10 protein-coding genes and 1 pseudogene are annotated in these 13083 nt (G+C 65.8%); 3 read left to right on the top strand and 8 right to left on the bottom strand.

Features of this window, described 5'->3' with window-relative positions:
- Positions 1-33: 33 nt before the first annotated feature.
- Positions 34-207 carry a hypothetical protein gene (locus tag P8Y39_04995; GenBank protein MEJ2191691.1) on the bottom strand — a complete coding sequence of 58 codons (174 nt, stop codon included), beginning with the start codon at positions 205-207 and terminating at the stop codon, positions 34-36.
- The gene (locus P8Y39_04990; GenBank protein ID MEJ2191690.1) at positions 204-1022 is read right to left on the bottom strand and encodes a hypothetical protein; all 819 of its coding nucleotides are present in this window, start codon (positions 1020-1022) and stop codon (positions 204-206) included. Before P8Y39_04990 ends, P8Y39_04995 begins: the two co-directional genes overlap by 4 nt.
- 89 nt (positions 1023-1111) lie before the next feature.
- Here P8Y39_04990 and P8Y39_04985 point away from each other — a divergent pair, with 89 nt between their 5' ends.
- Both P8Y39_04985 and dtd read left to right on the top strand, forming a co-directional pair.
- The gene (locus tag P8Y39_04985; protein MEJ2191689.1) at positions 1112-1561 is read left to right on the top strand and encodes a YkgJ family cysteine cluster protein; all 450 of its coding nucleotides are present in this window, start codon (positions 1112-1114) and stop codon (positions 1559-1561) included.
- 123 nt (positions 1562-1684) lie between these two features.
- Positions 1685-2093, top strand: a pseudogene (gene dtd, locus P8Y39_04980) (D-aminoacyl-tRNA deacylase).
- A gap of 90 nt (positions 2094-2183) precedes the next feature.
- Here the strand turns inward: dtd and pheT are convergent.
- The 6 genes from pheT to P8Y39_04950 form a co-directional block, all read right to left on the bottom strand.
- Entirely contained in the window at positions 2184-4232 is a 2049-nt protein-coding gene (gene pheT, locus P8Y39_04975; protein ID MEJ2191688.1) for a phenylalanine--tRNA ligase subunit beta, read from the bottom strand.
- 108 nt (positions 4233-4340) lie between these two features.
- On the bottom strand, positions 4341-5708 hold the full coding sequence (locus tag P8Y39_04970) for a YihY/virulence factor BrkB family protein (protein MEJ2191687.1): 1368 nt from the start codon (positions 5706-5708) through the stop codon (positions 4341-4343).
- Positions 5709-5711: 3 nt separating this feature from the next.
- A complete protein-coding gene (locus P8Y39_04965) occupies positions 5712-9455 on the bottom strand; it encodes a translocation/assembly module TamB domain-containing protein (protein MEJ2191686.1) in 3744 nt (1247 codons plus the stop codon).
- On the bottom strand, positions 9452-11299 hold the full coding sequence (locus P8Y39_04960) for an autotransporter assembly complex protein TamA (protein MEJ2191685.1): 1848 nt from the start codon (positions 11297-11299) through the stop codon (positions 9452-9454). The genes P8Y39_04965 and P8Y39_04960 overlap by 4 nt, the downstream gene beginning before the upstream one ends.
- Before the next feature lie 251 nt (positions 11300-11550).
- Positions 11551-12195: an MOSC domain-containing protein gene (locus tag P8Y39_04955; GenBank protein MEJ2191684.1), complete on the bottom strand. Its 645-nt coding sequence runs from the start codon at positions 12193-12195 to the stop codon at positions 11551-11553.
- A gap of 83 nt (positions 12196-12278) precedes the next feature.
- Positions 12279-12743, bottom strand: a complete 465-nt coding sequence (locus P8Y39_04950) for a hypothetical protein (protein MEJ2191683.1) — start codon at positions 12741-12743, stop codon at positions 12279-12281.
- Positions 12744-12901: 158 nt separating this feature from the next.
- Between P8Y39_04950 and P8Y39_04945 the strand changes: the two genes are divergently transcribed.
- Positions 12902-13083 (top strand): hypothetical protein (locus P8Y39_04945; GenBank protein ID MEJ2191682.1); only part of this gene is annotated, 182 nt, incomplete at its 3' end.

The raw sequence follows: 13083 nt of genomic DNA, 5'->3' as shown, positions 1-13083 counted from the left end.
CAGAAAACGCTATACAGGAAGGCCCGGAGGATGTTACCGCTCCTTCTCGTCCTCTTCCCGCTGTTTTTCGGGCGGAGGGGTTTTCTTCCTGAGCGAGACGTCCTCGGTGAAGTCCGCGCAGCGGGCATCCTTTCCCGAAAGGGAGAATTTCTTCTGGCATCCCGCCCGCCAGGCGCAGATGACGCATATATTGGTCTTTTCCGTCACGTCTTCCTCCTCAGCCGCCAGGAGAGCACTTTCTCCAGGTTGGCGACGATGCTGTCCTTGGCATTTATTATAAAAATATCCTCCCCGGCGCGAAAGAGCTCTTTCTCCATGCGCAGGACGGGCGGGGGCTCACCCGGGGAGCGCCGGGCCAGCTCCTCTTCGAACATGGAGACGATTTTGTCCTTCATCCTCAGCTCGGTGTCCATGAAGAACACCGAGAGCAGGGGCGCCAGGTCCTCCACCCTGTCAAGGAAGGCCGCCACCTCGGCGTCCTGCACCTGCTTGGGCGGGGAGGACTTCACCTCCATGTAAAGGAGCGAGCAGTCCACCCGGGCCAGAAGGTCGTAGTCCCCGCCCACCTGTTTACCCTTGAACTTCACGCCCCAGAAGGCCTGGGTGAGGAACTCGCGCTTCATCACCTCGGCCATGAACCATTCCAGCGTGTCGCCGAAGCTGCTGACCTCGCGGAGAAGCCGGAAACCGTGCCTGCCCTCCCTGCGGGCAAGCCCCATATCGAGGAGGGCGTCTATGTACTCGCCGGTCACCCGGGCGTTTGCGTACCGGGTGACGTCCCGGCGGCCGAAGGCCCCCTGGCGCTTGATGACCTCCCTCAGGAAGAGCCTGAAGGAGTATTTCTTCATGAGGTCGTAAAACTCCCCGGTGTGTTCGGGGGCGGGTATGAGAAGGTCGCCGCCGGGCTGCATGGAATGCACCCGGAAGCCCCGCACCCTGAGCTGGGAGAGGAGGTCCCGGGAGGGCGCCGCCCTCAGTTCCTCCACTTCTCTTCTCAGTGCTTCACGCTCGCTCCGCGGCATACCCCATCATAACAGAGGAGACTTTTTCCCGTGGCCGGTTGCACCCTGGCGGGGCCGGCCCCTTATGCCTTATAATATTGTTTCCGCCCATGAACAAGAAACTGAGCACCATAAAAAAAGAGAGGAAGAGGAAGAAGACCACCCTCAAGGACTGCAGCGACTGCCCCGCCCTGTGCTGCCACGACCTCTCCATCACCATCCTCAAGCCCCGGACCCGCAAGGAGATAGACGACCTCATGTGGCACCTGAACTACGACACCGTGGGCGTGTACATCCGCAACCGGCGCTGGCACCTCATCGTCAAGGGCGTGTGCCAGTACCTGGGGAAGGACAACCTCTGCACCATCTACGACGACCGCTTCGATACCTGCAGGAAGCACCTCCCTCCCTACTGCGAGCGGTACGACGACTGGTACGACGTCATGTTCAGGACACCCTTCGAGCTCAGGGACTACCTGAGGGAAGAGAAAGACAGGTGGCGCGCGAAGGGCAAGGCCGGCGCCTCCGGAAAGAAAGCCCGCTCGCGCCGCAAGGCGTAGCCCACTCGGGCGAAGCCCCCCTTCATGTGAAAGAACCTCTCAACGAGCCCTGAGCGGCGAGGACGGCACTTCCATGTCTTTGTCCTGTTTACAGGAAGCCGCGCTTTCCGGTACCATGCCCGCATGCGGGCGCTCATCCAGCGGGTCTCGGAGGCATCGGTACGGGTGGGGGAGGAGCGGGTTGCCTCCCGACGGCCCGGAGGACGCGGACTGGCTGGTCCGGAAGGTCGCAAACCTCCGCATCTTCGAGGACGCCGGGGGGAAGATGAACCTCTCGGTCAGGGACGTTGGGGGCGAAGTGCTGGCGGTAAGCCAGTTCACCCTTGCGGCGGACCTCCGGCGGGGGAACCGCCCCTCGTTCACCGCCGCGGAGGAGCCCGCCCGGGCGGAGGCGATGTTCCGGGAGTTCGTGGAGGCCCTGGGCAGAGAGGGCGTCCGGGTGTGCCGGGGACGGTTTGCCGCTCACATGCACGTGGCCCTCACCAACGACGGCCCGGTCACCGTCCTTCTGGACAGCGCGGAGAAGAGGTAGCCGTCCCGGAGCCCGGCCCGCGAAGCTCTCCGCCTCGGCGTTACGGTGGACGCCAAGAGAAGAGGCCGCCGGAGGGGTGCGGGGAAGCCCTCAGCCGCGCAGGTGCCCGCCGGTTTCCCTGAGGAGGTGCTCCACCAGGCTTTTGTGCAGGCTGTCGACTTCCTCGTCCGTGAGGGTGCGCTCCTTCGAGCGGTACCGTATGCCCAGCCCCAGCGACTTCATCCCCTCCGGCACGCCCTTTCCCCTGTAGACGTCAAAGACGCCGACGTCCTCGATGAACTCCGAGGGGAAGGCCCGGATGACGGCAACCACGTCGGCCGCCTGCACCTCTTCGCCCAGAAGCACGGCCACGTCCCGCTCGATGGGGGGAAACTTGGGCAGGGGCTCATAGGTCACGCGCTCCGGCAGCAGCGTCAACAGCCTGTCGAGGTTCAGGTCGAAGACGTAGACGGGCGCCCGGGGCTTGACGTCGAGCTTCTCCAGGACCTGGGGGGACACCTCCCCCACGAAGCCCATCCTCCTGCCGCCGACGGCAAGGTCGGCCGACTTCCCCGGGTGAAGGAAGGGCTCCCCCGAGGGCAGGAAAGCGTAGCCCGTGACCCTCATGCGGTCGAAGACGGACTGCACCGTGCCCTTGACCACGAAGAACTCCTCCGCCGTCTCCGGATAAAGGGAGGGCGTCCGTTCCACGTAGGAAAGGCCCCCGGCATGCAGGTGCTCCGCCGGAAGCTCCTCGAAGGTCCGCGTGAAGACCCTGGCTGCCTCAAAGACGCGCATCTCGGCGGCCCCCCGGGCGTGGTTCAGGACGAAGTTCTCAAGCAGCGAGGGCAGGAGCATGGTTCGCATGGCGCTGTCCTCCCTGGTGAGCGGGTTTCTCAGCTCCACGGTCTTCCGCCGCCTGTCCCCGGCCGGGAGGCTCAGGATGTCCAGGTACGCCGGGTCCATGAAGCTGAAGTTTACGGCCTCGTGGTAGCCCTCCTTCCGGAGCACTTCCTTGACCGTGAAGGCCACCCTGCGTCCGGGCGAGGCGACGCGGGCCGTGACCTCGGCTTTGGGGAGTTCGGTGGCGATGTTCTCATAGCCGTGCACGCGGGCCACTTCCTCGATGATGTCGGCGTCGGAGGCCAGGTCGTGGCGATGCGGCGGGGTCAGGACCCTGAGGGCGCCCGCTTCGGCGGTGACTTTCATGGAGAGGCTCTCCAGGATGCGGGTCATCTCTTCCCGCCCTATCTCGGTGCCCAGCACCCTGCCCGCCTTCTCCGGCGAAAAGGTGATGGAAACGGGCGTAAAGGGCACGGGATACTCGTCCACGGCCCGCTCGATGCGCCCGCCCGAAAGCTCGGCCACCAGGGCCGAGGCCCTGTCCAGGGCGGTGAGGAGCATCTCCCGGTCCGTCCCCCGCTCGAAGCGGTAGGCCGCCTCCGTTCCGAGGCCCAGCCGCCGGGAGGTCCTCCGTACCGACAGGGGGTCGAAGCAGGCGCTTTCCATGAAGACGTCCGTCGTCCCTCCGGTCACTTCCGTCTCCGCGCCTCCCATAATCCCGGCCACGGCAACCGGCCTCTCGGCGTCCCAGATAAGCAGGGCGTCCTCCGGAAGCTCGCGCTCCATGCCGTCCAGGGTCCGTATGCTCCGTCCCCGCCCTGCGGTTCCCACCCGTATCATTCCTCCCGCCAGGGTGCCCAGGTCGAAGGCGTGCAGCGGATGGCCCAGCTCCAAAAGCACATAGTTGGTCACGTCCACCACGGTATTGATGGCACGGATGCCGCACATCTCCAGGCGCTCCCGCATCCAGGCCGGGGACTCCCCGGGCGCGACCCCGCGTATCACCCGCCCGGCGTATCGGGGGCAGAGCGCGGCATCCAGTATCTCCACCCTGAACCCGGTGGCCGCCTCCTCCGCGATGGAGAAGGGGGGCATCTTCACCTGCTTGCCCGTGAGGGCGGCAAGCTCCCGGGCTATGCCCAGCACGCTCAGGCAGTCGGGCCTGTTGGGGGTGACGTTTATCTCCAGGACATGGTCTCCTGCGACCTCCGTGAGGCCCTCCACCTCCAGGCCTGCCATGGTCAGGGTGTGCGAGACCCTGTGGACGGGCATGCGCACGTCCACCATTTCCCGAAGCCATGAAAAAGGAACGAGCATAGGCGACTATTATATCCCCGCCCTCAAACGTATAACAAGACTGAGAGGCACCGGGGGACCAGTCCCCCCTTTTTTTCCAAAGGCACCTCTGCCCTTTCTTCCGCCGCTCTAGGTGCCTTCCCCGGACGGCGGAGCCTTTTCGTCTCCGGGAAGGGTCTCTCCCTTGTAGGCCAGGACCATGTCTCTCAGGGTCTCTTTTCCGAGGGCGCTTCTCACCGCCCTGTCGAGCCCTTTCATCACGTGCTGCACCTCCCTGACGGCGACGCCCTGCTCCTCCCCGCCGCCCTCCGGACGGAGGGCCTCCAGGATGTCCGTAAGGGCTATGGTGTCCAGGGAGCGCCCGGGGAGGAGGGCGTCCAGGTCCTCTCCCGTCCTCTGAAGCAGCCTCCGGTGCTCCAGGGTTTCCACCACCGCCTGCACGGCCTCGATGGGGAGGCCCGTTTCGTCCACCAGTTCGTCCATGCTCCACGGGTCCCGGTCCCGGGCGAAACGGAGCGCCACGAGGAACATCACCAGAAGGGCCGCCCTCTCCAGGAGCCGGGTGTTCAAGAGGTCCTTCGGCCTTTTTCTGGCCACGTACCGGGGATGCTGGTGGTAGAAGGAGATGACCGCCCCCACGATGAGGATGAGCCAGCTTACATAAAGCCATATCATGAAGAAAATCAGGATGGCAAAGCCCGAGTATATTGCCGTGTACTTGGTGGAGGTCACGATGAAGGCCGCAAACCCCCATCCCGCCGTCTCCCACAAGACCCCGGCCACCACCCCGCCGACCAGGGCGGAGGAGAGTTTCACCTTCCTGTTGGGGAGGAAGGAGTAAAGAAAGGTAAAGGCCCCCGAGACCATGAGGTAGGGCAGGAGCCGCGCGAGGAAGCGGACCACCCTGCCCAGGGGCTCGAAGGCCAGGAGGCTCTGGATGAACTCCGCGCTCATCACCGAGGCCGTCAGGCCCAGGGCCGCAAAGACGAGGACCGGCCCCACGAGGATGACGCTCATGTAATCGCTGAACCTTCGGGCGAAGCTCCGCGGGGCCTGCACGCGCCAGAGCTCGTTGAAGGTCGTCTCCACCTTTTGCAGAAGGGAGATGACCGTGTAGACGAACATGACGAGCCCCAGGGAGCCCAGCACCCCGGCGTTGACCCTGGAGACGAACTCCACGACCCTGTCGGTTATCTCCCCCGCCTTCGGGCCGAGGGGGGCGAGGAACCGGTAAAGCAGGGGCTCTATCCTGTTGTGCACGCCGAAGGCCTTGAGCACCGAGAAGCTCACGGCCAGCAAAGGGACCAGGGAGAGTAGCGTCGTGTAGACCAGGCTCATGGCCCTCAGGGTAAGCTGCCTCTCCCGGACGGTCCTGCCCACGACGCAGGCATAGCGCACCAGAGTCAGGAGCACGGCCCGGGGCCTGTCCAGGTCCTCCTTCCGTGTCTCCCAGATGAGCCGCTCGATGGCGGCCGCCCCTCTGTCCAATGCCTCCATGGGCTATCGCTCGATGTTGTAGAAGAGGTCCACCCCGCTCTCCGTGCCGCTTTCGGCCTGCAGCGACCAGTTCCCGGTCAGCATGTACCGCATGCGGAAGACGTTGATGGGCTCGAAGATGCCCACTCCGTAGCTGACGTAGAGGCTCGGGGAGAGGTACCTCCCCAGAAACAGGGTGGCCTGCTCCCGGGTCTGCCCCGACTCTATCTCCACTTCCTGTATCCCGAAGAGATGCCCCACGCGCTCTGCGATGACCTCTCCCCCGGCCAGGGCCGCCGAAGTGGCCGCGCCGTAGAGCTGCCGGCCCTCGGAGCTTGAAATGCCCCGCAGGGGGCGGCCGAAAAGGACGTAGGACAGGGCGTCGGCCTCCTCCATGGGCGGGTCGGAGAAGACGGTCAGGCGGGGAGAGCGGAGGTTTCCGGTCACCTGGATTCCGGCCGTCACGTCCTTTACCTGCCGGACGGCCCGTATGTCCAGGCGGGGGTTGTCCACGGGCCCCCCGACGAAGATTATCCGCCCGTCCTTGATGGTGAGGTCCTGGCCGTAGGCCCGGTAATGGCCCTCCACGATGGTCAGCTCCCCCTGGCCCGTGGTCGCCTTCCCCGGCTGGTCCACCACGGCGAGGCTCCCCGCCAGGGATGCCTCGAGGCCGAAGGCCTCGAAGTGCACCTTGTCCCCGAGGACGACGGTGACCTCCGCGAAGAGCTTCCACTGCTGCGCCCTCTTCCCTGGCCGCCCTGCCTTCCGCACCACCACGACGTCGGGGGAGGGCTCCACGGCACCCGAGAGGTCCCGGGGCTTGATGTCGGCCTCGGGGATGGCGAGCTTTCCCTCAAGGCGTATGGTCTTGCCCTTGAGCCGTATCTCCATGTCCGGGGAGATGAGAATGCGGGCCTCCGGCACCCTGATGGCCTCGAATTGCTTCCCCGTCAGTTCCACCTGGAGGGAGAGGGGCTTTCCGGGCGGCGCTTCGAGGCTCCCTTTTATCTCCACCGTGCCCTCGCCCGAGGCCGCACCCCCTTCGAAGCTGATGACGTTATCGCCCTTCATCGTGGCGGTAAGGTCGATTTTGCTGAGGGTGATGCCCAGGGGCGGGATAGCCGCCTTTGCGCCGGTTACGCGGAGCGTTCCGGAGACCTCGGGGTTCTTCGTCCTGCCCGATAGCGCAAGGTCCGCCGTGAGGGCGCCCTCCACGTCCCTGACCTTCGTGGTGAGGATGCCGAGGAAGCCCAGCTCCCGAAGCTCCGCCCGAAGCGTCCCCTTAAGGGGGCCGTCCGGGATGGTGGTCCCTTCCAGGGGCGGAAGGGAGACCTTTCCGGACAGGGTCCCATCCTTGCCCAGGGAGATGTCCCACCGGGCGCTCGCGGCCTTCTCCGTCAGGGTGCCCTGCACCTCGGCCTTGGGCAGGGGAAACCCCAGGGACTGCTCTTCCATGGCGTAGGAGAAAGACCCGTCCCTCATGGTGAAGGAGAAGGAGCCGGTCGTGGGCCTGCCCGGGCCTCCAGCCAGGTCCGCGCGTCCTCCCAGCGTGCCGGTGAGGGCCGTCTTTTCCGGAAGAAAAGGCCCCAGGAGGCCCACGGGCAGGGCCTCCAGGGACGCCTTTCCCCGCCATCCCCGTTCTTTTTTCCAGGAGCCCCCGGCGCAGGCCCGGGCCTTCTTGCTTGCCCAGCAGGACACCTCCGCCTGCACGGCCCCGGAGGAGACGGCCAGGGCGGCGGGGCTTTCGAGATTCCATGTGCCGAACTCCGGGGAGACAAGCTCTGCCTTCCCAAGCGTGCCCCGCCAGGAGCCCTTCTGGTAGCCGCCTTTGGCGGAGAGGCTCAGCGCGGCGTCCTTCGCCGTCATATCCGCGTCGAACCGGTGGGAGGCGATGGTCCCGGACCCCCTCACAGCCAGCCTCTGAAGCTTCGTCTCCCTCAGCGTAAGCCCTTGAGCATCCACGTCAACCTTCGATTCCCCCGTACTTGTGAGGTCCAGGGTAAGCTTTGCGCTCAGGCTCTGTGCCCGGTACTCCCCGTACCTCACCTCCGTGCCCTTGAGGGTGGCCTGCACGATGGGCTTCCTCCGGGGGCCGCGGAGCCGCCCCTTCCCGCTCAAGGAGCCGGCCGCCCCGGGGAGAAGCGCCTTGAGCTCCTGTGCGTCCATCTCCCAGTGCATGTTCCAGCTCTCATCGAGCCCGCCGGATGCGGTAAGCCGGGCCAGGCCCGAGCGCAGCGTGAGCCGGGACAGGGAATAGCTGTCTCCCTTCACCTCCAGGCGTCCCGAGGCCCTCAGGGGATATCCCCTGAGCGTGCCGCTGGCCTTCTTTAGGTCGAAGGCCATGCTCCGGCCTTCCTTCCCCAGGGTGCCGGTGGTCTCCACCGCCACGGCGAGCTTTCCCTTCCACTGCTCGGCCAGCCCCTCGGGATTCACGCCCTTCGCGGAAAGGGAGGCCTTCCACGTGGTAGCGGGTTTCCACCCAAAGCGCCCGCTTCCCGTGACCACTCCGTCCAGCACCCGGGCCTTGAGGGCGGAGACCTCCACTCCCGATGCGTTTCCCTTTCCGGTGAGGTCCCATTGTCCCCGGGGAATGTCCTTCCCGGAGAGGTCCCCGTGAAACTCGAAGCTGTAGGCGTCGGGCTCTCCGATGAAAACGAGCGTCCCGGAAGGACTTGCGATAAGGGGCCGTTCCGCCCCCGGGGGCCATGCCAGCGAGCGCCAGGACCCGGTGAGGTCGGCGCGCACGGGGTGGGTGAGGACTTCCCCGTGCACCTGCACCCGCGTTTGCAGCCCCGGAAAGAGGGCGGTGAGCTTTTTGATGGACCAGAGGCCGTCCTCGCGTTTCAGGGCGAAGTCCGCCGTCACGTCCCGGCCCTGCACCGCCTCCCTCGCCCTGAGAGCGCCCGAGAGGGAAAAGGACGCGAGGGTGCCGCTGCCCCGCACGTCCCCGGATATGTGCTCCTCGGGCCACCGGGGGTTTACCGCCTTCGGGTCCAGGCCCTCCATCGAGACGGTGCCTTCCCACCGGAGCCTTGTGAGGGCGTCCCGCACCGTGGCCTGCACGCTGCCCTCAAAGGGCGCGGTCAACCGCTGCGCGATGTCCATGTCCGTGACGCTGCCCTTCAGGGTGCCGCTCCCGGATGCCTCGGCGTATCCCGGCGGCCTGGCGGTCCAGTGGAGCGTGAGGTCCAGGGGATAGTCCCCCGAAGGCGTAAGGGAGCCCCGCACGCGGGCGTCCAGAAGCGGCGCCTTGAGGCGGAGGTCCTTTATCGTGAGCTTCCGGCCAAGTTTGGCCTTCAGATAAAACTCCCTGACGACGAGGGGCTCGCGCCCCCCGGGCCGGAGGATGCTCACGTCGGTAACGCGGAGGTCCGAAACACTTACCGCCAGGGGAAGCCTTAGGGCGGGAAGGGCGGAGGGCTTCCCGGGGGCCTCCTTCCCTGCAAGCTCCACATGGAGGCCCCGGGCCTGCACGTTCTCTACGTGCAAGGTAAGAAAGAGAAGGGACCAGAGGTTCCAGTCCAGGGACAGGCTCTCAAGGCGCATGTTCATGGTGGGGGAACCGTACCGGAGGCCGGAGACCTTGATGGGCCCCTTGAGCGTGCCCTTCAGGCTTTGCACCCGAAGCTCCCCCGGCACCCGCGCCTGAAGCTCTCCGTAGGCCCACGTGAGAGCGCGCTCCGTGGAGACCGCATACCAGAGGGCGCCCAGAAGGAGCACCAGGAGGCCCAGGAGGGTCAGGCACGTGATGCGGAGGGCGCGCCTCACAGCTCCGGCCCCACGCTCACGTGGACGCGCCAGGGGTTGCCCGGCTCACTGACGGCGTTGGCCAGGTCCAGGCGCAGGGGGCCCACCGGGGATATCCATCGTATGCCGCCTCCCACGCCCACGTTGACCTTCTCGCCGCTGAAGGCGTTGAAGGCGTTGCCGGCATCCACGAAGGCGGCAACGCTCCATGCCTTGTAGACCCTCTGGTCGTACTCGAAGCTCCCCACCAGGAGATGCTTTCCCCCGACCACCTCCCCCGCCTCGTTCCGCGGCCCCAGGGACTTGTACGCGAAGCCCCGGATGCTCTGGTCGCCGCCGGCGAAGAACCTGAGCGAGGCGGGAAGCTCGGCGAAGTCGCTTACCGCCGTGCTTCCGGCCTCCGCGCGCAGGATAACCTGCCCGAAGGAGTCCAGCCCGTAGACGAGTTTCCCCCGGGCCGTGGCCTGCGCAAACGCCAGGTCGGAGCCCAGGTACTCGCTCGTCCCCTTGAGGTCGAGAAACACCCTGTAGCCCGAGGCCGCGTAAGGGCCGGAGACCCCGGCTCTCCTGTCCTCCGCCTTCCTGCGGGTCCAGGTGACCCCGGGGAGGACGAGGAAGCTCTGCTCGGATTCCCCCGCCACCTCGAAGTCCTCGTAATGGAGGTTCAGGTAGAAGGTCTCGAACCAGCCCCGCCGCATGTGCGTAAAGCTCGTCCCCCCGAGCAGGGTCTCGTACTTGCTCGTCTCGGGATTCTCCCGGCGATAGGCCGCCGTGAAGTCGAGGTGGTCCGTGCGGGGGTTCCGCATGGGGATGATGTAGGCCGTGGTGAACTCGTTGCGCACGGCCGAGAGCTTCAGCTCCGCCCTCAGGCGGTGTCCCCATCTGTTGACCCGCGTGTTTTCGTACCGCAGGGTCCCCCGCGGACCCGTGTCCGTCCCGTAGCCCAGCCCGAAGCCGTACTTGTTGCGCTTGCCGGGGTGCAGGACGACCTCCAGGGGGACCTCCAGGTCCGGGCCCTCCCCGGGATGCCGCCGTATCTCCACCAGGCTGAAGTAGCCGCTGTTGCTCAAGGCGTCCTGCAGGTCGAAGACCTTCCTCTGGTCGTAGGGCTGGCCTTCGGCGAACGTGACGAAACGCCTGAGGAAGCCGTCTTTCAGGATGTTCTGCTTGAAGGTCACCTCCCCGAACCTGTACCGCGGCCCCGTATCGAAATGAATGGTAATATCGGCCCTGTATTCCCCGGGGTACACCTTCACCCGATGCACGGTCATCTTCGCATCGAAGTATCCGTACCGGCGGGCGATTTCCTCGAGGTCGCGCTTCGCCTTCCGGTAGGCGGGGTCCGTGAACACGTCCCCGGCCTTGAACGGGGGTGTCGCCCTGAAGTGCCTGAAATACGTCTCTCCGGCCCCTTCGCCCGTGATTGCGATGTCAATGGTCCGCACCCGCACGGGCTTGCCGGGGTCGATGAGATAGCGGGCCCGCCAGAGGCCTTCCTTCTCCCGGCGAAGCTCGGCTTTCACCTCGGGGCTGTAATATCCGAAGGGCTCCAGGGCCCGCCTGACCTGCTCCGGTGCATCCCGGTGCATCTGCCTGATGATGGCCGGGGTAAGGCGGGGGTTGTCCTTCTCCCGCTCGATTTCCAAGTGCGCAAGCACGTTTTTCTTGAGTGCTCCCTCCACCCCTTCCACCGTCACCTCCACCCGGAGCTCCTGTGCGCGGGCATGCCCCGCCAGGCCCAGAAGAAGCGCCGTCACGAGGAAGGCCTCGCAGAGTCCGCGCCGGAGCACCCCGGTGGAAAGCCGTCTCCGGGGTCCGGGAGAGCCGTTTCGGGCTTTCCCTGCCCGGATGCCTTTCCCTGCCATCTCTCCTCTTACGCCCTGCCGGGCCGATGCTCGCCGCCCGAAAGTGAAAGGGCGGGTAAGGCCCGGGCGCCTCTCCGATGAAGGCTGCACTTCTCTTCAGAACGCCTCCGTGCCGGCCCCGCCCGCTTTCGGTCGGGCTTCGTCGCCGGGGCCAAAAAGACGCTGAAATTCTTACCTTTCAGTTATCATGCCGCCCGACGGGTGTCAAGCTGTGAGGCGGGTGGGGAGCGCCCGGGGCGGGCGGATGGCTCTCAGGAGAGGAGCTTTTCCTTCATCTTCCGGAAGGTATCCCGCCAGGCCCCGGAGAGGGCGGGCACGGCCAGAACGCGCTCGATTCCTTTCAGGTTGTCTCTTTCATGGTAATGAATGCGGTTGGCAAAGGCCACGGTGACCCCGAGGGGATCCTCCCGGACGAGGCGAAGCTCGTCCCCCGGACTTACGGTGCCTTCCTCCAGGACGCGCATGTAAAAGCCGGTCCTGCCGGCTGCGGTCATCATTTTCGGCAGGTCCGCCCTTCCCAGCCGGGCGGCCAGGGTCTTGCACGGCTGCCGGGGCTGGCTTACCTCGAAAAGGGCGCTCCCGGCCCGGAGAACGTCTCCGATACGTATGTCCTCCTCCCGGAGGCCCCGTACCGTCAAGTTTTCCCCGAAGGCCGCCGGGGGCAGGGTGGTCGAAAGCTCCTTTTCCCAGAAGGGATAGTGCTCCAGGCTGTAGACGCAGACGGCCTTGTCCGCGCCGCCGTGGTTCTTTCTGTCTCCCACGCCGTCTCCCTCAAGGCCCGTCCTCCTGACGAGCACGGGGCCTTGAACGGGCCTCTTGCAAATGCCGGTGATAAGCTCCTTGCCTCCGAAGATTTCCCTCCGGGGAAGGCCGATATTCAGCGAGACGATGACCATGGCTCCATTATACCCGGAACTCCGGATAACGGCGGGAAGGCTCGCGGTCCTCGAAGCGCCTCCTCATGCCCCGGCCTTCCCGGTTACCGCAGCTCGCGCTCTCCCAGCACGTCGCCCTTGACGCCGATGACGACTTCCCTGAGGGGTATCTCCACACCCGAGCGCCTGACGGCCTCGGTGAGGATGCCCGTCATGCCGCCGCAGCAGGGTACTTCCATCCTCAGGACGGTGAGGCTCTTGATGGGAATGTTCCGGAGTATCTCGGTGAACTTCTCCACGTACTGCTGGGGGTTGTCCAGCTTGGGGCAGCCGATGAGGAGCTTTCGGTCCCCCCGGAGCCCCTGGAAGTCCCTCACGGCGAAGGCCGTGCAGTCGGCGGCCACCATGAGGTCCGCGTTCTGAAGAAACGGCGCCACCGTGCCGATGAGCCGTATCTGCACGGGCCAGTGCGGAAGCACCCGGTCCTCCCGCGGGGCCTCCCTGGCGATGGCAGCGCCCAGGGTCGCGCACGAGGGGCATTCTTCCTGATGGGTGTTGTTCTTTTCCATTTTTCCCTCCTTGTTAAGGGGCCGGTATTCGGGTTCGTTTGATTTCATTTTAAAAAGTGTCCGGGAGAAAAAATATGATGCTCGTCATGCCCGCCGCTTTATCGCCGCGGGCCGATGCCTGCTTTGCCGCCGCGCGCGGGCCGCCTGTATAATCGGGCATGTCCTCGGTCCGGAAACGCGCCTCGGAGGCCCTCACCCGGGTGCTCACTTACGGGGAGAAGCCCCGGGAGGTCCGGGACGCCCTCGCCCGGGGGCTGGCTCTCCGGGACAGGGCCTTCCTCACCGAGGCTCTTTACGGTGCCCTCCGCCGCCGGGACCTTCTTGACTGGACGCTCGGGCG

The organism is Nitrospirota bacterium, assembly GCA_037386965.1.
Taxonomy (GTDB): Bacteria; Nitrospirota; Thermodesulfovibrionia; order Thermodesulfovibrionales; family JdFR-86; genus JARRLN01.
This window is presented reverse-complemented; position numbering and strand designations above follow the sequence as displayed.

What these genes read in the sequence shown, in the direction of transcription:
- P8Y39_04990 (MEJ2191690.1), bottom strand. Translation starts at nt 1,022, where the DNA reads ATGCCGCGGAGCGAGCGTGAAGCACTGAGAAGAGAAGTGGAGGAACTG.
- P8Y39_04985 (MEJ2191689.1), top strand. Translation starts at nt 1,112, where the DNA reads ATGAACAAGAAACTGAGCACCATAAAAAAAGAGAGGAAGAGGAAGAAG.
- pheT (MEJ2191688.1), bottom strand. Translation starts at nt 4,232, where the DNA reads ATGCTCGTTCCTTTTTCATGGCTTCGGGAAATGGTGGACGTGCGCATG.
- P8Y39_04970 (MEJ2191687.1), bottom strand. Translation starts at nt 5,708, where the DNA reads ATGGAGGCATTGGACAGAGGGGCGGCCGCCATCGAGCGGCTCATCTGG.
- P8Y39_04960 (MEJ2191685.1), bottom strand. Translation starts at nt 11,299, where the DNA reads ATGGCAGGGAAAGGCATCCGGGCAGGGAAAGCCCGAAACGGCTCTCCC.
- P8Y39_04955 (MEJ2191684.1), bottom strand. Translation starts at nt 12,195, where the DNA reads ATGGTCATCGTCTCGCTGAATATCGGCCTTCCCCGGAGGGAAATCTTC.
- P8Y39_04950 (MEJ2191683.1), bottom strand. Translation starts at nt 12,743, where the DNA reads ATGGAAAAGAACAACACCCATCAGGAAGAATGCCCCTCGTGCGCGACC.